An 18,843-nucleotide genomic window follows, 5' to 3' on the forward strand; every position below is an offset into this window, starting at 1 on the left:
CCATGAAACCATTATAATACTGAAATACCATTTTCAACCCCATGAAAAGATGAAAGATATATGAACATTTAGGATACATTCGTTTTGCTGTGACATAAGCAATTGACAGGGAATCAAACGATGGATTTTCTGTGGATAAAATAAAACCACAACAGGTAAATATTAATTATGGAAAACGCTTCAACTAGGAGGGATGATTTATTTTGCAAAATAAAAACCAGCCAGGCGGTGGCTGGTTTTAAATCCTTCAGACAACCTTTTTCCTGAACACGAGCCAGTAAGACGCGAGGCCGCCGATAATCAGGATTCCGGCTATTCCGGGGAGAACGAATGTCTTGATTGGCGAAGATTCCACGGATTTTCCAAGTGCGGGCTTTTGCGGCTCTTTGCCGGATGTGGCAGCCAAAGTGATTTGCTGGTTTTTGCCTGTATGTGTAGGTGAAATTGCTTCGTTGGATATAAAAAGGAACAAGAGTCCGAAAATGACGAGAATTTTCTTTAACATTGTTTTCAACTCCGATATGTTGTTATCGTGATAGTTATATTTTAACATCTATAGAAAGCCGCAAGGGGCTATGAGGCCATTGTTCACAATAGTTTCATAATTAGCGTGTAAATTATGACAAATTTGGTTTTTGGGGTGCTAGAAGGATGCAAGACAATGGTGTGTGCGGATTGATGGGGCCTCCTTGATGGCATGGGCCGATTTTTCCAAAAAGGCTTGGCCATAAATGGATTTGTGAGGGAATCTTCCTTATAATAAGGACAATCAACAGGTGAAAAGGAGCAGTTTATGCTAACGATACGTGAAACATTTAAGCCATTTATTCAGGATGTGTGGGAGAAGTCGGGGTTTAGCCGGCCGACGTCGATTCAGGAGGCCGCGATTCCGGTGATTCTTGAGGGGCGCGACGTGATTGCGGAGTCGCCGACCGGGACGGGGAAGACGCTGGCGTATCTTTTGCCGGCGCTTGAGAAGGTGGACAGTTCGAGCCAGGCGCTTCAGGCGGTTGTGCTTGCGTCGAGCCAGGAGCTGATTATGCAGGTGTATCAGGAGTTCCAGAAATGGTCGGAGGGGAGCGGCATCCGCGGGGCGACGTTCATTGGCGGCGCAAATGTGAAAAGGCAGCTTGAGAAGCTGAAGAAGAAGCCGCATATTGCATTTGGGACGCCGGGCAGGGTGAATGAGCTGATTAAGCAGAAAAAGCTGAAGATGCATGAGGTGAAGATGATTGTCCTTGATGAGGGCGACCAGCTCTTGGTTCGTGAGCATTTCGGTCCGGTGCTTGATATTGTAACATCGGCTCTGAAGGATCGCCAGGTTGTCCTGTTTTCGGCGACAATGAAGCCAGAGACTGAGCAACTTGCGAAAAATTTGACGGAAAATCCGGAAATCCTCAGGGTTACGAAGGATGAAGCGATTGAGCAGGGGATGGTTGAGCATATTTATTTCTCATGCGAGCCGCGGGAGAAGATGTTGCTGCTTGAAAAAATTGCCCGTCTGGACGGGATTAAGGCGCTTGCGTTCATTAATGATATAACGGAAATTCCGGTTATCACGTCGAAGCTTCAGTTTAAGGAGCTGTCGGTAGGCCTTTTGCATAGCGAGCTTGGGAAAATGGACAGGCAAAAGGCGGTCAAGGATTTTCGCGAAGGGAACATTAAGATGCTTGTCGCAACCGATGTTGCCGCGAGGGGGCTCGATATCCCGGGTGTCACTCATGTCGTCCATGTCGACTTCCCGAGAGATATTGACCAGTACATCCACCGCTCCGGCCGTACTGGAAGGATGGGTGCGAATGGAACGGTCATTTCACTTGTGACGGAACGGGAGGAGCGTGAGCTGAAGGTATATGGCCGAAAGCTAGGCGTTTCTGTGGAGAAGCGGATTTTTTACAAAGGGAAAATTGCGGTTGAAAATATCAGGCAGCTCGAACGGGCGAAAAAGAGATAGGGAGCAGGGCGTCCACTTTATAGGGTGGGCGCCCTTGATTTTTCCGGCTATGCTCCCTTTTGCAAAAAAAGGGTTCCCGGGAGCTTTTATCGAATGTATGTAAACAAGACGGTGTTTCCATCCTGGCAGAAGATTGTACTGATTTATAAGAAGTTAGCCTGTTTATTAATTATCAGATAGGACGATTTTTTTAGGAAGAGTTAGGAGATATTTTTCGAAGAAAAGCTAGGTTTTTACAACGTTGATTGTAACGGAGGGCACCGACTCCTCGAAAACGCTATCGCGTTTCCTTCGTGCGTGGGAATATTCGAGGATGCTATTCAGTGTCCAGCGGGATGTTGGAGACCACTTGAAAAGCAGAAGCGCCTCGGTCAGCCCCGACAAGCGCTGGAGGGCCTGAAGGAGAAGTCGCTCTTTGACTTCGCTTGAAGGACCGAAGCGACCTCGAGGGGGTAGGCGCTGTAGCTAGACAAGCAGGCGCTAGCGCCGAGGAGGCTCCACAAAAGATGCTCCTGCGCCACAGAATATTCGAGGAAGTGAATCTTCAGCTCGTCGCAAAGCTGCACGGGGCCAATTCACAGATGTTTCTCGAGAAGCTGATACAGGTAGCTGCTTCGCCCCGCGGAAAGCGTGTGCCCGTAGTGGAAATCAACAGCCAATTTTAACTGAGCCTAAAAAAGGGAGCAAGGGGGATTCTTATGCAAAATCCAAAGTTGAAAGAACTGCACGATACATGGCTTGAAGAAGCGACGATTGGCGATATGCAGGATAAGATGGCGGCCGGGGAGCTGACGTCAAAGGAACTTGTGCTGATGTATTTATACCGGATCTCACAGTATGACAGGAAAGGACCGGAATTAAAGTCGGTGATTGAAGTTAACCCGGATGCGGTGCAAATCGCGGCTGCCTTGGATGCTGAGCGTGAAGTTTCCGGAGCGCGCGGGCCGCTGCATGGGATTCCGGTGCTCCTGAAGGATAATATTGATACGGGCGACCGGATGCATACGAGCGCGGGTTCGAAGGCGTTGGCCGATTCCTATGCGCCGGCCGACTCGGAGGTGGCGCGCAGGCTCCGTGAAGCGGGTGCTGTTATTCTTGGGAAGACAAACATGACGGAGTGGGCCAATTTCATGGCGATTGGCATGAAGAGCGGCTACAGTTCAAGGGGCGGCCAGACGCTCAATCCATACGGCCCTGGCCGCTTCGACGTGGGCGGTTCAAGTGCCGGCTCGGGTGCGGCGATCGCGGCTAATTTCGCAGCGGTCGCGGTTGGGACAGAAACTTCGGGTTCGATCCTCAATCCAGCGGCGCAAAATTCGCTAGTCGGGATCAAGCCGACAGTGGGCCTGGTCAGCAGAAGGGGAATCATTCCGATAGCACATACCCAGGATACGGCCGGCCCGATGGCAAGAACGGTTAAGGATGCGGCGATTTTGCTGAACGTGCTTGCTGGCGAGGATAATGGGGACCCGGCGACACTGGCGAGCTGGCTCGGCGGGGTGGACTTTACGATAAATTTGGAAAAAGGGCTTTCCGGCAAAAGGCTTGGCGTTGCCCGGGAACATTATTTTGCCGAAGCGGGCGAAAAAAGGACCGCTGTCGTCGACAAGGCGATCGAAAAGCTGAAAGCACTTGGCGCGGATGTGGTTGATATTTCGATTCCTTCCGCCAAAAAGCAATGGGATTGGGAAGTGCTTACCTTCGAATTCAAGGCAGGGCTGAACGCCTACCTGAAAAGCCTTGGGCCAAACGCGAAGGTGCGGACGCTTGCCGATGTAATCCGGTTCAACAAGGAAAATGAAGCGGAAATGCTTAAGTACGGCCAGGAAGTCCTGATTGGCTCGGAGGCAACTAGCGGCGGATTGTATGAGGAAGCGTATGTCCGTTCACTCGAATTCAATGAGTACCATGCGAAAGATAACGGCATCGATTATGCACTGTACGAGTACCAGCTTAATGCGATTGTTTTCCCGCATGATGAGGGGGCGGATCTTTCAGCGCGCGCCGGCTATCCGACGGTTGTCGTGCCCGTCGGCTTCACGGAGGACGGCGAGCCTGTGGGCATTAGTTTCGCAGGGACGGCCTGGAGCGAGCCGGAGCTGATCCGGATTGCGTACGCGTTTGAGCAGGAAACCCTTGCCCGGAAAGCGCCCAGCCTTGGGAAAGAAGCCGCACATTGATTGATGATTGTTTTTTCAAAAAAGCCGTAAAAACAAAGAAGAATCTGCCACCTTCCGATTAGAATAATCCGGTTTCCGGAGCCCAAACTAAAGAAAAAGGAGATGAGGTTAATGGGCAGAAAGAAGCTGGGGAACCGGAATGCGCAGATTAACAATAACAAAAGTGTCGGCAAAACTAGTTCGGAGCTTGTGAAGTTTACTACCGGGCAGGACAGGTTGATCCGCAACAGGCCGAATGATGATTAAGGTTAGCCGCTCCAACTAGGGGTGGCTATTTTTTTGGTCAAATTGGTCTATTTTCCATTGGGGGCAAAGACGCTATACTATATACAGAAAAAGGCAAACCTGCCGAAAGACAGGGACGCAAAGCGATGGGCCTGCCCGGGAAACCTAATGGCTGCCACGCCGCCGGACTTCTTTTTGGATGTCTGGGACAATTCCAAAAAGGAGAGGAAAAGAAGTCTATGCGTAAAGCTTTTTTGTGTGCAATTTTATTAATTTTGGCGGCGGGGTCAATGGGAAATCTAACTGTAAAGGCTGAGGGGATGCCCCGGGCAACGTGGCTTTGGGATACAGCCATGATTGAAGCCCGGCCGGATGATGTGCTCGCATTTCTTCAGGAGAAGCACGCAGACGAGGTTTTTCTGCAAATTAATCGGAACATTGATATGGATTCATACAAGCGGTTTATTGGCAAGTCCTCGGCCCTTGGAATTAAGGTTCACGCCCTTGACGGCGCTCCCGATTGGGTATCGGGAAAAGGCGGTGCATACTTGAACCAGTTCATGGACTGGGTTGCCGCGTACCAGGCCAAGGCCGCTCCGGAAGAGAAGTTCACCGGAATCCATCTGGATGTTGAGCCGTATTTGTACGGTGGCTGGACGTCCAACTACAAAGCTACGGTCCTTTCCTATCAGAACCTTCTTTTAAACGCAAAGGTGCAGGCAAGCGAGCTCGGCCTTCCGCTTGGGGCGGACATTCCATTCTGGTTTGACGAGCATGATTACAACAATAAAATCGGCAAAGGGAATCTCGCCAATTGGGTTATTCAAACAGTTGAATTCCCGTCCATCATGGCGTACCGCGATACGGCCCCGGCTATTGCCGAAATTATCAGCAATGAAATGCGCATGGCAGAGAATGCGGGGAAGACGCTGATTGTCGGCGTTGAAACAGACGCCAGTTCGGAGGGGGATTTCATCTCTTTCCATGAAGAAGGAAAAGCCTATATGGAAGGTGAACTTTCAAAACTCGGCGGCAACGTTGTTTTTGCCATCCATCATCTTGAAAGCTGGATGAATATGAAGCCTTAGGTTGTGGGCAGCTGCACTGTGGTGTGGCTGTTTTTTATTTGCCCGGTGGGGAGAGGTTGGGAAATACATAATTCCGAAAATTTAGATAGGTCCGAATACGATAAATAATGGGTGAATAATCGGAAAACTGGGGCGAACTCTTTATAAAGTGGGGCGAATAAAGCGAGACGATTACTAGTAAATACGATTTTGCGTGATTCTTTTAAAAAAAGTGCAATTCTTAATCCGGGAAATTGCAAAAAAAGAGGCAAAGGGTACGTCCCCTGCCTCACTATTCGAGGTTTTTAAGGTTTTCGATTGCCGGGCCTTCGACAACTTCTCCGTTGTAAGCGAACCGCGAGCCGTGGCATGGGCAGTCCCACGTCTTTTCGGCACTGTTCCATTCGCATTCGCAGCCGAGATGTGTGCACGTCGTATCAACAAGATACAATTTGCCGGTCTCGTCCTTGTAGCCGCCGGCACGGTTGCCATCGACCAGGACAACGCCGCCTTCACCAACCGCGAGGTCGCCAGGGGACTTCGGAATATACTCCAGCTTCCCTTTTACGAGATGGCCGGCTACTGCCGCGTTAAAGCTGACTGCTTTCTTCAAGGACGGATCGGCTTCGAATCTGGATGGGTGGTAAAGCTTTTTGTATGGGCTTTCGAGATTTAGCACATAGTCGGCCAAAATATGTCCGGCGAGCGTGCTTGTTGTCATGCCCCATTTTTTATAGCCGGTTGCAACGAGGATCGTTTCTTCATCGTCCTTCAAAGGCCCGATGTAAGGGAGTTTATCGAGTGTATCCAAATCCTGCGCCGACCAGCGGTACGTATAGTCCCCATTACCAAACACTTCCCCGGTGAATTCAGCCAGTGCATGGTAATGCTTCTCCGTATCCTCACTTTTCCCGGTGCGATGGTTCTCGCCGCCGATAATCAGCAGGTTTTCCCCATCAAGCGGCGTATAGCGGATCGATCGTGTCGGTGAATCTGCGCTGACGTACATGCCGCCGGGGTATTCCTTGTCCGACTTCACGCCAATCGCATACGAGCGGGAAGCATACATCCTTGCGAAATAAAGCCCTCTTTTATCAAAAAATGGCCAGTGTGAGGCGATGATTGCATGCCCGCAGGAAATTTTCCTGTCCTCTTTCGTATGCACAACCGTGCCGCCTTCAAGTGTGATATCCTTCGCGGTCGTATTTTCAAACACTTGGCAGCCGGCCTCGATGGCTTTTTTCAAAAGCGCCCTTAAATATTTCAGAGGATGGAATTGCGCCTGGTCCTTCATCACAAGTGCATTTTTCACTTGGATATTAAAAGGAATGCTTGTGCGCAACTCGTGCGGGATGCCGAGCTTTTTATAGGCTTCGGCTTCGGTTTCGATCTTCGACTTGTATTCATCCGTAACCGAGTAAATGACGGCGTCCTGGTCGCTGAAGTCACAGTCGATATTTTCTTCGTTAATGATCCTTCTAATAAAACCGAGCGCGTCGGAATGGGATTCATAGTAAAGCTTTGCGTTTTCCTCGCCAAAGTGGCTGATCAGCTCATCGTATAAAAGGCCATGCTGTGCGGTGATTTTCGCGGTCGTATGCCCGGTCGTCCCGTTCAGGACACTGCCGGCCTCAATAATGGCGACTTTTTTGCCTTGTTTTGAAAGCAGGTAGGCAGCCGTGATACCGGTCATTCCTGCTCCAACTATGGCGACATCAACTGAAAGATTCCCCTCGAGCCTGCCGAACTTCGGAAGATCGATTTCTCGCCAATACGTTCTCGGATACTTTGGTGTTCCGCTTTGTTCACTCATGTTATTCCTCCTTCATCCGGATCCTGTAATTCACTATATCCCACTCTTAAGGGACAGTAAGCCCTAAAGGGCAACTGTCCCTAAAGGTCCGATTGGTTCAGCTAACCATCAGCGAAAAACCCCCGCTGATGGAAGGTTCACTATATTGTTCCCTGTCCAGGGAAAATAAACCCAATAATTTACCTCCGCTTTCTCTGTCAGATTTTTCGAAGGATTGGGAATTGCGTTTGACGCTTCATCGCCCGGCTGATATACTCACCATCATAATAAGGATACCCAATAGAAGAAGGTGGCTTGAATGACAAAGGAATTTCAAACGCTAGTGTTGCATGGGGATAAAAAGGCCGGCAGGGAAATTGCGAGCAAGGTAACGCCGATTTACCAGACGTCTGCCTTTACGTTCAAGGATTTGGACGAACTTGAAGGGTTCTATGAGGGCAATGGACGCTATTTGTATTCGAGGGTTGGAAACCCGAATACAGATGAGCTTGGGGCTGCGGTTGCCAGGCTTGAGGGGGCGCCTGCAGGAGTGGCGGCTTCATCCGGATTGTCAGCAATCCTCGCCGGGGTGCTCGCGGCAGTTAGAAGCGGGGACCATATCATCGCGGCGGATGACGTATACGGCGGCAGTTACCATATGCTGAAGGAAGAACTGAAGGATTTTGGCATTGAGGCAACCTTTGTTTCATTTGAGGACCTTTCCCATGTCGAAAGTGAAGTACGGGAAAATMCCCGCCTGATTTATACGGAATCGATTACGAATCCACTTCTCCGCGTCGAGGATCTCGAGTCCGTTATTTCTTTTGCGAAAAAGAAAGGCCTGCTCACACTTGTTGACAATACGTTCGCGACGCCTCTGCATGTCCGGCCTTATGAGCTCGGTGCGGATCTGGTTGTGCACAGCGCAACAAAGTATATTGGCGGGCATAGCGATGTCACATCCGGTGTCGTGGTGGGCAGGGCAGATCTGATTGCCAGGGCGGGCGGGAAAATCGCCAACCTTGGCGCAAACCTAAGCCCGTTTGAAGCGTGGCTCACCACCCGTGGCTTAAAAACGCTGGCGCTGCGCATGAAGGCCCAGTCCTCCAATGCCCGTCAGCTTGCATTGGCATTAAAAGAAAACGCTGATGTGAAAAAAGTGTATTATCCATTTGGGCATGGGGAAGAGGGATACGGCGCGATTGTCACGATTGAGCTTTCCGAAAAGGCGGATATGAATGCATTTTTCAGGGCGCTTTTCTGGATTAAAATTGTGCCAACGCTCGCCGGTGTGGAGACAACCGTTTCCCATCCGGAAGTCACATCACACCGCGCATTAACACCGGAAGCGCGGGCCGCACTTGGCATCAATCGCCAGGTCGTCCGCATTTCCGTCGGCATCGAGCATGCGAATGACATCGTCAACCAGTTCGAAACGGCAATTAAACAATCTATTCAAGGTTAAAAATAGCAATTAACGCACCGGCTTCAACCAAGCTGGTGCGTTTTCTTTTCGTACAGGTAACCCCCAATTAGGTGACAACAAGATTAAACGCGGTTCGGTTAGCCGCATAAGCCCCCGTCCACGTATGGCAAAAAATTTTAAAACCCGGTCTGGGTGGCACTTCAAGCCCGAAGCGCAAACTTTTCCCCGTACACAAAAATCTGCCATGTTTCACAATCGCCTCAAGGTTGGTAAATAAGTAAGGTGAAACTAGAAACCATAAGGAGGCCAGTTCATGGCTCATAATCCAAAAGTGATAAATAGGGTAAGGGAGAGGTCTGAACGCTTTGAGGTGGCGTTCAACCAAATCCATACTGAATTAAAAAAGCTTGAGAAAAATGCCGATACGGACCATTTTATTGAGCTGCTTCATAAAGTGAAGAACAGGCATGCGCCAATCCGCCGTTATTTCGATGATTTAAAGAGTTACGCCCGGCTCAGGAACGCGCTTGTCCACGAAAAAAGCCGGAAGAATTTCTACATCGCGGAACCCCATCCGGAGGTGGTCGAGCAAATTGAGGCAATCGCTGAATTCCTGCAAGTCCCGCCCTCCATCCTAACCGTCGCTTCAAAACCGGTGAAGACGTTCCAGGCGGATGAAGCAATCAAGGACGCGCTTCTCGAAATGGAAAAGCATGAATTTACCCAGTATCCGGTCTACGAGGGTGAAAGATTTAAATTCCTTGTGACCGAAAGCGGCCTAAGGAGCTATTTTGCCAGCAGGCTGAAGGGCTCCAAGATCGACCTTGCCGGGCAAAAGCTGAGCGATGTCCAAAAGCATGAAAAGACGAATACGGTTAAAATCGTTTCCAAGGAAATGAATATTTTCGAACTCCAGGACCTGTATGATTCACGTCCAGAGCATGAAAACAAACTGGAGGCGGTCATTATTACCGAGAACGGCTCCCATAAGGAAATGCCAATCGGAATCGTTTCCTCGTGGGATTTGATAAAAATGGACACAGATTAAAATCTGGCACACCACTGGATAGAACTTGTTCCACCTTATCCTTAATAGTTAAATAGCGGTGCTAAATCAAACATCGCACCCTAATCTGTTTTATCTGTGAAACAAGATTTTTCGTGTGGTGCCACTGTTCGTTAAAAAACTCGCCGGAGGTGGCGAGTTTTTTTGTATGTTAACCTTTTGGGTGTTCCTTTGGCGGTTCGGCGTTGGGAGCCTTGCTTTCGTTTTCCTTTGCGGAGTAGTAGGCGACTTTTTTAATATTGACGCCAACAAAGGTTTCAATGACGGACTGGCCGCCGGCGATAGCAAGGATCAACCCGAGGATAAGGAATGTTTTTGGGAAAAGCAGATAGCCGCCCCCGAGAAAAATTGCGCTCCAGATACCCGCGCACCAATAACAGTTAAGCAGGTAGCCAAACATGTTCTTCGGAACGTCCTTTACCTCGCTGCCATGCGAAGTCTCGATTTTCTTCTTCTTCATGAAGGGTTTCCGGATGAATTCGGTGATCTTGTCAAAAACAATCAAATGGGTCAGGCGGTAGCTCGCCAGGATGAGGATGATTAGTTCAAGCCAGGACAGGTTTTCCATCATGCGCCTCCTACAAAAGTTTGCTGTTAGTCTTCCCAAAACATGTCTGTGGGTCCTTACCTGTTTTCCCGCCTGAGAAAAGAATAACCATACCCTCCTTTGATCCCGGTATATTTTTGTGGAAAAAACACAATCTATCCCGAGGAGGCGATTATATGAAAAAATTTGTATTGATTCTAATGGTGTTTGTTATGGCATTGGTGGCCGTGCCGGGAATCTCAAGCGCACAGACGATCCATACGGTTGTCCGCGGCGATACGCTTTGGAAAATTTCCGTTCGATATCATGTTGGGCTGCATGAACTGATTAGGGCAAACCCGCAGTTCAAAAATCCGAACCTGATCTATCCCGGACAAAAGGTAACCATTCCGACAATTGGTGCAAAATCGGTAGAGCAGCAGGTCATTAGCCTAACCAATCAGGAGCGGGCCAAATATGGGCTTAAGGCGCTTGCCCATGATTGGGAACTCTCAAGGGTGGCGAGGTATAAGTCCGTTGATATGAGGGACAAAAATTATTTTTCCCATACGAGCCCTACATACGGTTCACCGTTCACGATGATGAAGAACTTCGGCATTGCCTACAGGTCCGCTGGTGAAAATATCGCGGCCGGGCAAACAACCGCTGCGGAAGTCGTGCGGGCATGGATGAATTCGCCGGGCCACAGGGCGAATATCCTGAACCAGGGCTATACACATATCGGCGTCGGCTATGCGGCTGGCGGTGCCCAGCGCCATTACTGGACACAGATGTTCATCTCCAAATAAGCTTGAATCAAGCATCCGCTTTTTAAAGCGGATGCTTATTTTTTTGAAAATTAGCCTGGTTTACGAAGGGCCGAGCCTGTCCTCCGCCTCAAGTCCTAGATGAAAATCTGTCTTGAGCACGTTATTGAAAATTCTCCGTGAAGGTAAGATAGAGACATGAAAGGAAAGGAGAGGAAATGGAATGAAAAAATTTGGTTTGCTCGTAGCGGGAGGTATCGCAGCCATCGTCCTGCTATCGACAATCGGCCCAATCGCGGGAATGGTGATTAGCCTGGCGATTCTGTACTTTGTGGTTAAGCAATTCCTGAAGACAAAATCAACAGCGGCGAGGATTGGCCTTGGTATCCTTGGTCTAATCGTTCTATCCGCTGCGGCAAGCAACGCGCCTGCCCTATTCGGCATCGCTGCGGCTTATGTCCTGTACCTCGTGTACAAAAACTGGAATGAAACCAGGTATTCCGAACCCGTTAAAGAGTCTGATCCATTCGTTAATTTTGAAAAGCAATGGAACGAACTGCATAAAAACTACTAAATGATAAGGGAGAGAAACGATGATGGCAAACTTATTTACTAAACTCAAAAACACAGTGATGGCGGACCTGCACGAGGCGTTGGACCAGAAGGAAAGGAAAAACCCGATCGCAATGCTGAACGAGTACCTTCGCCAATGCGAGAAGGAAACAGAAAAGGTACGGAAGCTTGTCGAGCGCCAGCACGCGCTGAAGGATGAATTTACACGTGAATATCACCTAGCAAAGGAAATGGCCGCAAAGCGTAAGCATCAGGCGGACGTAGCATCCCAGGCTGGAGAACTGGGCCTTCAGGAATTTGCATCAAGAGAATATCTGCAATACACGGAGCGGGCGGCGCGCCTGGAAGAAGCGATTGCCCAAGCGGCCAGGCAGCATGATGAACTAGAAGCAAGATACGAGGAAATGAAGCACAAGCTAAAGGATATGAACATTCGCCGCCTTGAATTGATGGGCCGGGAAAATATGAGCAGGGCCAATCACCGCATTAGCCAGGTAGTTGAGTCCAGCGAATTGAAATCAGAAAACCGCTTCCGGGAAATCGAAACCTACCTTGACACGATTGAACACGAAGCGAATAACAACTATATGCGCAGCACAATCGACGCAAGGATCGCCCAGTTGGAAAAACAGTTGAGGGAAAATGAAGGGCAGCAAAACGCACAATAAGATAGGCGGTAGCCTCGGGCTAAATGCGCATATTTAATAAGCAGCCGAATGCACTGTACGAGCAGTACCAGCAGAAAATGCAAGGGGCGAATCCCGGTAATTAGCCGGGACGCCCTTTTTATGAAACAACTTAAAGACAACAACCAACGGTAAATGATATTCTAAAGAGGACGCAAAGAGTATAGTACAGAAGCGGCTTTCGGGGAGGAAGAAAGATGGATAGGAAAATGACAGGGGATTATATGGGCTGGCTCATATTTGGCGGCGGGATCATACTTCTATTGGAAATCGCATTTTTTAACAGCGGCCTTGTCTTTTCCATTTTCCTGTCGGGGGCATTGATTTACTTTGGCAGGAAGAAGTCGCCTTCTAAGTTCGGAAAGATTCTTTTTTGGGTTGGGATTGTCATTTTAATTGCGAGCCTAATGAATATGATTACACTGAAAATCGTATTGATTGGCATGCTTGTTTTGTACTTCATTCAGTTCATTCAGTCAAAAAACACGCCAAAGCGAATTGCTCCGACCCTTGGGGCTCCTGATTCCGCAGGCAGCCAAAAGGAAATGGCTAGGACAAAGCCGCTTTTTGAAAATCTAGTATTTGGCCAGCAAAAAACCCCTGACCATGTGTATGACTGGAATGATATTAATATCCAGGCGGGGGTTGGCGATACGACAATTGATTTAAGTTATACTGTTTTTCCAAAAGGGGAGACGGTCATCTTTATCCGGAACTTGATTGGCAATGTGCAAATCCTTGTCCCGTACGATATGGAAGTAAGCATCAACCACTCGGTAGTGGCGGGGTCGACGGCCATTTTTGGCCAGGAGGAAGAAAAGGTATTCAATCAGGTTTATCAGCTGAAAACAGCCGACTATGATGAATCAATCCAGAAGGTCAAAATCTTCACATCATTAATCGTTGGGAATCTCGAGGTGAGCCGGATATGAGCGCAATCCAAAGACAAGTCGTCTGGAGCCTCGGGTTCGCCTTCGTTTTGATGGGCATTGGTTCAGTGGCATTTTTTGTCGTATTCCCGATTTCCGAATTGTCGCAGCTTTGGGAGAGGGAGTTGATGGGCATCCCGTTTATCATTTTTTTGCCCGCATCAAGCGGAGCCTTCGGAATTTTATTTGGGTTGATTACCGGTGTTTTTTGGAAATCGCAGCTTTCGCAGATTGGCCAGTCGCTGCGCCAGATTGAGGAGGGGCACCAGGCGGAATTAAAGGATGAAGGTTCTATTAACGAAATGAAAGAAATCCATGACCGTTTTCAAAAACTGAATGCACAGCTGTCGGAAAAAGCGAAGGTATCACAGCGGCTTGCTACTGAAAAAGCGGAGGAGCAGGAAGTGAGAATACAGGAAATCATCTCACAGGAACGAAACCGGCTTGCCCGCGAACTTCATGACTCGGTGAGCCAGCAGCTTTTCGCCGCTTCGATGCTGATGTCGGCGGTAACGGAATCGAGAGGGGAAGAGGATGGCCCGGAAGCGAAACAATTGAAGCTTGTGGAGGGGATGATCCACCAGTCCCAGATTGAGATGAGGGCGCTCCTGCTTCACCTTCGTCCGGCAGCCCTGAAAGGCAAGTCCCTTCAGGAAGGCATCGCCGAGCTTCTTAATGAACTTTCGCAAAAGGTAATGATGGAAATTACTTGGAGGGCAGAAGAATTTTCAATGGACAAAGGAGTTGAGGACCACCTTTTCCGCATTCTCCAGGAATCGGTCTCGAACACGCTTAGGCATGCAAAGGCAAAATCGCTCGAGGTGCTTTTGATTAAAAGGGATGGCCTGATTATTATGCGGGTTGTCGATGACGGGGTCGGCTTTGACGAAGAAGACCGGAAAGCAGGTGCATACGGCCTGCAGAATATGCATGAACGGGCACTTGAAATAGGAGGCACACTGAAGATTGTCTCTGTTAAGAATAAAGGGACGCGGCTTGAAGTAAAGGTTCCGGCTGTGTCGAATGGGGATGGGGAAAATGATTAAAGTAGTATTTGTTGATGACCACGAGATGGTCCGAATCGGAGTATCTTCCTACTTGTCCGCGCAGCCCGATATCGAAGTGGTTGGCGAAGCGGATAACGGGAAACGCGGCGTCGAATTGGCGCTGGAACTAAGGCCGGATATCATCCTGATGGACTTGGTTATGAAAGAGATGGATGGAATCGAGGCGACGCGCCAAATTATTGAGCAATGGCCCGAAGCAAAAATCATCATCGTCACCAGTTTCCTTGACGACGAAAAAGTGTACCCAGCCCTTGAAGCGGGAGCGACAAGCTACATGCTGAAAACATCGAAGGCAAGCGAAATTGCCAATGCCGTCCGCGCTACATACGCAGGCCAATCCATTCTCGAACCAGAAGTCACCGGCAAAATGATGCTCAAGATGCGCCAGAAAAAAGAACTCCTGCCCCACGAGGAACTGACGGAACGGGAAATGGAAATTCTCCTGTTAATGACCGAAGGCAAGACAAACCAGGAAATCGCCGACGAACTATTCATTGCCCTGAAGACAGTCAAAACGCATGTCAGTAACATTCTCTCCAAGCTCCAGGTCCAGGACCGGACGCAGGCTGTCATCTACGCGTTCAAGCACAACCTGACGAAGTAGGGACCGATAATAGGATAGTGATAGAAGAGCTTCCTTTCTTAAGAATAGGAGGCTTTTGGAGTTGGGAGTTTTCAGGAGGTTAAATTGTTTTAAAAATGATTCGTAATTCGGTTCATAAAAGCCATCAGGTTCATAAAAATGATTTTCGGTTCATAAAAGTATAAATCCGGTTCATAAAATCGAATACCGGTTCACAAATGCATCACCATGGTTCATAAATCCAGCAAACTGGTTCATAAAAGCTAGTGGCTGCTAGCCGTCTGCTATTAAGCCAGCAAACTGTGCTATCGACCAATACGTATATAAAATCCTCGGACAGCGGAGATTTGGTGCCTGGCACCGTTAATTACAACAAGGAAGGTTAAACCTTTTGACCTTTTGCGTGTTCCTCAACTTTTTCTTCATATGCCTTGATTTCGGCGGCAAACTTCCTTTTCAGAAGCGATTTGTCACCGTACAACACCAGCAGGTCACCGGCCTGGATCTTTTCTTTATGCCGGTCATGGCGAATGGCAACATCCCCTCTTTTAATAAACAGGATATTGATATCCTCTTCCGGCTTGATTGTTTCTTCCAATGTATAACCTACTAAATCGGAGTCCTCATGGACATGGATTTCCGCAAAGTAGTCATCGTCATTTTGCAATAATACATCTTTGATCGGGAGGTCCTCCAGATTGTAATGTTGCTCAAGTTCTTCATGGAGTATGGAAGAGAGCTTTTTTTGTAAAAAAGGGAGCTTCAGGATAACCAACAGCAGGACCAGGACTCCTGCGACGATGCCTATTTCGGTTATATGGAAATTTTTCTGCAGGATGCCGCTGATGGCGGAAATGATGACAGCGAGGGAAAAAGCGCCAAACAGAATCAGGAAAGCGCCAAGCCTTCTCCTGATTGGATGGGCAATAATGAGCTCTGATTCGCCGGTAGTGAAACCTGTGCTTGTCAGCATCGACACCACCTGGAAACGGGCGATGGGTTTTTCGAGCCCCGTCAGGACAAATAACATCGTACATACTTCCACTACAACGAGGATGATTCCAATATAAATACAAATAAATAAATAGCCCATCGCCGTTTCCTCCGTCTAATCGATCATATTGCCCGGATCAGCAAAAAACCTAAAGGTAACCCTTTAGGCCTTATCCTGCTCGTTCTGGTTGTAATAGTGGACTCCGTACTGTGATCCTTCGCTAACCATTTTGTTGTCATCAAGGTCCATTGGGTCGGACAGGCCTGCTTTTGCGACAACAGGCTCAACTTTGTTTTTTCCAAACGGAAGCTTGTTAACCACTGTATTGGCCATTTCCTTCACACCCATTTTTGAAGGCTTCAATGCATACCATAGGAGTGCCCCAATGCCGGCTCCTGCAACCATGTAACGGGTATTCTTATTCATGCCAGACCATCTCCTTTTCGTTTAATTTCTCTCTAGAATGTAATTTTTATTTACCCGGAGCCTTGGCCATAAAAACATTCCCGGCTAAAAAGTTTTGAAAGCGGCTGTTGTGGGGATGTTTAAGGTAGGACTGAATCTTGATTATATTTTATGAACGGAACAGGATGTGGCGGGAAGTGAAGCATGTATTTAAGGACGGAGCCTGGGAATGGCATGAATTTTCGCAAGGGGATACAGAGGGGCTAAAAAAGCTTGCCAGAGAAAAGGTTTCCTATGATCTATATCAATGGATTGAAAAGTCCGCATCCATGCAAACCAACAGTATTATGGTTGACACGTTTCATAAAGGTTCGGAATGGGTGGCAGGGTCGCTTGTTTTTAAGCAGGACCTTGATGACAAGGATGATTTTCATTATTTTCATTTCTTTGTTGCGGAAAACTTCATGATTACAAGCGGCCTCAATTTCGAGGTTCTCGGAAAAAAAGATTACCCTCTCCTTAAGAAGCAAATGGGCAACGGGGATAATGCCCTTGAAGGGTTTTCTGTCCTCCTTGGTGAAATTACGACTGGCAGCTTGATGGAAATCGATCCTTTTGAGGAACAGCTCAACGACCTTTTTTGGAGGATGAAAAAGGAAAATAGCACCAGTGTCCTTGAGGAAATTTACCATTACCGCCACGAACTGCTTGTTCTCAAACATCTTATGATCCCACTTCAGGAAATAAAGATTGCAATGGAAGAAGCCTTCGGTGAGAGGGCCACCGGAAAGCAAGAGTACCGAAGAACATGCCTGAAAATAGAAAGAGGGTTCAAAATCGCCAACGAATATCAGGCTGAAATCGATACACTTATCAAGCTTGAGGAAGTCGTTTCAACACATCGTGGAAACGAGATTATGAAAACATTGACCGTACTGACTACACTGTTCACCCCAATTACCGCCCTTGGTGCTTTATGGGGAATGAACTTCCGGAATATGCCGGAGCTTGAGTGGAAGTATGGGTATGTATTCGCAATCGGATTGGTTGTCCTCTCAACGCTCGTTCTCTATATTGTCCTGAAAAGGAAAGGCTGGTCGGGTGATATTTTACGGGGTAAAAAACGGAATTCTTTCTTTAAATGAGCAAAAGGCAGGCCCGGGGGAAGGCCTGCCTTTCGCTATCTATTTAAAGAAAGGGGGAACACATATTAATCGTCGCTCGACAAAATGCCGAAAATACGGAGCAAATTGATAAACAGGTTGACGAAGTCCAAATACAGGTTCAGTGCCATGAGCGGAACTTCTTCAGCCGTTACTCCATAATGCTTCATCCTGTTAAAATCAAATAGAATGTAGCCGCTGAAAACAAGGACGCCGACGAATGAAAAAGCAAGCATCCCTGTCGAGCTTAGTGGCCAGATAAAATTAAAAATCGAAATCGCAATTAGTGCGAGCAGGGCTGCCATCAGCATGCCGCCCATCCAGGAGAAATTGCGCTTCGTCTTTGTCGCGTAAACGCCGATTCCCGCAAAAACCACCGTGGTTGTCCCTAGTGCGAGCAAGACGACATTGCCACCGGATTGCGCCATATAGTGATAAATGATTGGATAAGTGGTGATTCCGGATATGAACGTAAAGGTATAAAGGAATGTGTACGAAATCGTCTTCTTTCTGCGAATCAGGAATGCGAAAAGGAGCATGCCGATTTCAAGGATTATCAATGGCAGGAATAATGCCGATGGAACGTAAACGCCAGCCATTGCTCCGAGGAGCGCGAACGCAATCGACAGTGCGAATGCCCTCATGACGGACGGCAAATACTCCGTACTGGTTTGTACATACATCAGTGCCTCACCTCATAATTTTTTTGAGTATAAACATTTACGGATAGAAGATTCAAAGGTTTCAACTATTTTTACAAATATTTATAAAAAATTTAAGCCAGCCGACAGTAAACGCCGGCTGGCTAATTGTGCGAAGCTGGTTTTTAGAGAAAAATGCTAGCCGCGGTCCGTGGATTCTTTGACCTGCTCTTTCAGGAGATCCCTGATTTCGGTCAGCAGTTCCTCGGTTTTGTCGACTTCCTCTTTAATTTCTTCTTCCTTCTCTTCCACATTCCTAAGCCTTAAGTGCTGGAAGAGCCTTATGAAAAGAAAAATTGAAAATGAAACGATCAAAAAGTCGATAACAGACTGAAGGAACTCACCGTAGAGGATTTCCGCATCGTGAAAAGTATAGCTCAGGCGTTTTAAATTGATTCCTCCCATTAGTAGGCCGATGAGCGGCATCAGGATGTCTTTTACAAGTGAAGTAACGATTTTGCCAAAGGCCCCTCCGATGATGACCCCCACGGCCAGGTCAAATACATTTCCTTTCATTGCAAATTTCTTGTATTCTTGCAGCATTCCAAATCCCCCGTTTTTAAAAAAGATAAGCCTACCTTACCAAATTATGCAGGGAGTTGTCACTGCCTTGTGCGTGAAAGGGAGTGGGTTTGACCTGGGAATAAGTGGCGTTGGCCGGTTATTTTCAAAAAAAAACAAGCGGGGTTTTCGAAAACCCCGCTTGCTAATCCAAACGAATGTTGGATTAAAGTGACAT

General features: G+C 48.0%; 21 protein-coding genes and 1 riboswitch. Of the genes, 14 read left to right on the top strand and 7 right to left on the bottom strand.

The genetic code is table 11. The features are described 5' to 3' along the window. Positions 1-247: 247 nt before the first annotated feature. Complete coding sequence (locus ADU24_RS02065; protein ID WP_053365076.1) at positions 248-505, bottom strand: hypothetical protein; 258 nt, start codon at positions 503-505, stop codon at positions 248-250. 288 nt (positions 506-793) lie between these two features. Here ADU24_RS02065 and ADU24_RS02070 point away from each other — a divergent pair, with 288 nt between their 5' ends. The 5 genes from ADU24_RS02070 (at position 794) to ADU24_RS02090 (ending at position 5,447) form a co-directional block, all read left to right on the top strand. After that, positions 794-1,954 (top strand): DEAD/DEAH box helicase, encoded by a 1,161-nt coding sequence (locus ADU24_RS02070; protein WP_053365077.1) that lies wholly within the window; start codon positions 794-796, stop codon positions 1,952-1,954. A 506-nt stretch (positions 1,955-2,460) separates the two neighbouring features. After that, entirely contained in the window at positions 2,461-2,619 is a 159-nt protein-coding gene (locus ADU24_RS02075; protein ID WP_156324491.1) for a hypothetical protein, read from the top strand. A gap of 33 nt (positions 2,620-2,652) precedes the next feature. Further along, positions 2,653-4,134 (top strand): amidase, encoded by a 1,482-nt coding sequence (locus tag ADU24_RS02080; protein ID WP_053365079.1) that lies wholly within the window; start codon positions 2,653-2,655, stop codon positions 4,132-4,134. A 111-nt stretch (positions 4,135-4,245) separates the two neighbouring features. Next, entirely contained in the window at positions 4,246-4,380 is a 135-nt protein-coding gene (locus ADU24_RS23625; protein ID WP_269432215.1) for a hypothetical protein, read from the top strand. Between the two features lie 82 nt (positions 4,381-4,462). Beyond that, positions 4,463-4,547, top strand: a riboswitch (cyclic di-GMP riboswitch). A gap of 102 nt (positions 4,548-4,649) precedes the next feature. Continuing rightward, positions 4,650-5,447 (top strand): hypothetical protein, encoded by a 798-nt coding sequence (locus ADU24_RS02090; protein ID WP_053365081.1) that lies wholly within the window; start codon positions 4,650-4,652, stop codon positions 5,445-5,447. Between the two features lie 271 nt (positions 5,448-5,718). On the opposite strand, the gene ADU24_RS02095 is transcribed toward ADU24_RS02090, so the two are convergent. Beyond that, positions 5,719-7,239, bottom strand: coding sequence for an FAD-dependent oxidoreductase (locus ADU24_RS02095; RefSeq protein ID WP_053365082.1), 1,521 nt, complete (start codon positions 7,237-7,239; stop codon positions 5,719-5,721). A 298-nt stretch (positions 7,240-7,537) separates the two neighbouring features. Between ADU24_RS02095 and ADU24_RS02100 the strand changes: the two genes are divergently transcribed. After that, positions 7,538-8,683: a trans-sulfuration enzyme family protein gene (locus ADU24_RS02100; RefSeq protein WP_053365083.1), complete on the top strand. Its 1,146-nt coding sequence runs from the start codon at positions 7,538-7,540 to the stop codon at positions 8,681-8,683. Positions 8,684-8,957: 274 nt separating this feature from the next. Continuing rightward, positions 8,958-9,692, top strand: a complete 735-nt coding sequence (locus ADU24_RS02105) for a CBS domain-containing protein (RefSeq protein ID WP_053365084.1) — start codon at positions 8,958-8,960, stop codon at positions 9,690-9,692. Positions 9,693-9,861: 169 nt separating this feature from the next. Here ADU24_RS02105 and ADU24_RS02110 read toward each other — a convergent pair whose 3' ends face one another. Next, positions 9,862-10,278, bottom strand: coding sequence for a DUF1360 domain-containing protein (locus ADU24_RS02110; protein ID WP_053365085.1), 417 nt, complete (start codon positions 10,276-10,278; stop codon positions 9,862-9,864). A gap of 155 nt (positions 10,279-10,433) precedes the next feature. Between ADU24_RS02110 and safA the strand changes: the two genes are divergently transcribed. The 6 genes from safA to ADU24_RS02140 all read left to right on the top strand — a co-directional run bounded on the left by safA (position 10,434) and on the right by ADU24_RS02140 (position 14,862). Continuing rightward, positions 10,434-11,045, top strand: coding sequence for a SafA/ExsA family spore coat assembly protein (safA, locus tag ADU24_RS02115; protein WP_053365086.1), 612 nt, complete (start codon positions 10,434-10,436; stop codon positions 11,043-11,045). Positions 11,046-11,226: 181 nt separating this feature from the next. Continuing rightward, positions 11,227-11,577, top strand: a complete 351-nt coding sequence (locus tag ADU24_RS02120) for a lmo0954 family membrane protein (RefSeq protein WP_053365087.1) — start codon at positions 11,227-11,229, stop codon at positions 11,575-11,577. A gap of 22 nt (positions 11,578-11,599) precedes the next feature. Beyond that, the gene (locus ADU24_RS02125) at positions 11,600-12,244 is read left to right on the top strand and encodes a PspA/IM30 family protein (protein WP_053368734.1); all 645 of its coding nucleotides are present in this window, start codon (positions 11,600-11,602) and stop codon (positions 12,242-12,244) included. Between the two features lie 215 nt (positions 12,245-12,459). Beyond that, positions 12,460-13,194 (top strand): cell wall-active antibiotics response protein LiaF, encoded by a 735-nt coding sequence (liaF, locus tag ADU24_RS02130; RefSeq protein ID WP_053365088.1) that lies wholly within the window; start codon positions 12,460-12,462, stop codon positions 13,192-13,194. Then, positions 13,191-14,237 carry a sensor histidine kinase gene (locus ADU24_RS02135; protein ID WP_053365089.1) on the top strand — a complete coding sequence of 349 codons (1,047 nt, stop codon included), beginning with the start codon at positions 13,191-13,193 and terminating at the stop codon, positions 14,235-14,237. Before liaF ends, ADU24_RS02135 begins: the two co-directional genes overlap by 4 nt. Then, complete coding sequence (locus tag ADU24_RS02140) at positions 14,230-14,862, top strand: response regulator transcription factor (RefSeq protein WP_053365090.1); 633 nt, start codon at positions 14,230-14,232, stop codon at positions 14,860-14,862. Before ADU24_RS02135 ends, ADU24_RS02140 begins: the two co-directional genes overlap by 8 nt. 361 nt (positions 14,863-15,223) lie before the next feature. Here ADU24_RS02140 and ADU24_RS02145 read toward each other — a convergent pair whose 3' ends face one another. Both ADU24_RS02145 and ADU24_RS02150 read right to left on the bottom strand, forming a co-directional pair. Beyond that, entirely contained in the window at positions 15,224-15,934 is a 711-nt protein-coding gene (locus ADU24_RS02145; protein WP_053365091.1) for a TrkA C-terminal domain-containing protein, read from the bottom strand. A 63-nt stretch (positions 15,935-15,997) separates the two neighbouring features. Beyond that, on the bottom strand, positions 15,998-16,261 hold the full coding sequence (locus ADU24_RS02150; protein ID WP_053365092.1) for a hypothetical protein: 264 nt from the start codon (positions 16,259-16,261) through the stop codon (positions 15,998-16,000). 137 nt (positions 16,262-16,398) lie between these two features. Here ADU24_RS02150 and ADU24_RS02155 point away from each other — a divergent pair, with 137 nt between their 5' ends. Beyond that, positions 16,399-17,385, top strand: a complete 987-nt coding sequence (locus tag ADU24_RS02155) for a magnesium transporter CorA family protein (RefSeq protein WP_053365093.1) — start codon at positions 16,399-16,401, stop codon at positions 17,383-17,385. 65 nt (positions 17,386-17,450) lie between these two features. On the opposite strand, the gene ADU24_RS02160 is transcribed toward ADU24_RS02155, so the two are convergent. Both ADU24_RS02160 and mscL read right to left on the bottom strand, forming a co-directional pair. Further along, positions 17,451-18,086 carry a Bax inhibitor-1/YccA family protein gene (locus tag ADU24_RS02160; protein WP_053365094.1) on the bottom strand — a complete coding sequence of 212 codons (636 nt, stop codon included), beginning with the start codon at positions 18,084-18,086 and terminating at the stop codon, positions 17,451-17,453. A 156-nt stretch (positions 18,087-18,242) separates the two neighbouring features. Continuing rightward, entirely contained in the window at positions 18,243-18,647 is a 405-nt protein-coding gene (mscL, locus tag ADU24_RS02165) for a large conductance mechanosensitive channel protein MscL (protein ID WP_053365095.1), read from the bottom strand. Positions 18,648-18,843: the final 196 nt, after the last annotated feature.

Origin of the sequence: Bacillus sp. FJAT-27245, assembly GCF_001273955.1 — a bacterium.
Classification (GTDB): Bacteria; Bacillota; Bacilli; order Bacillales; family Cytobacillaceae; genus Bacillus_D.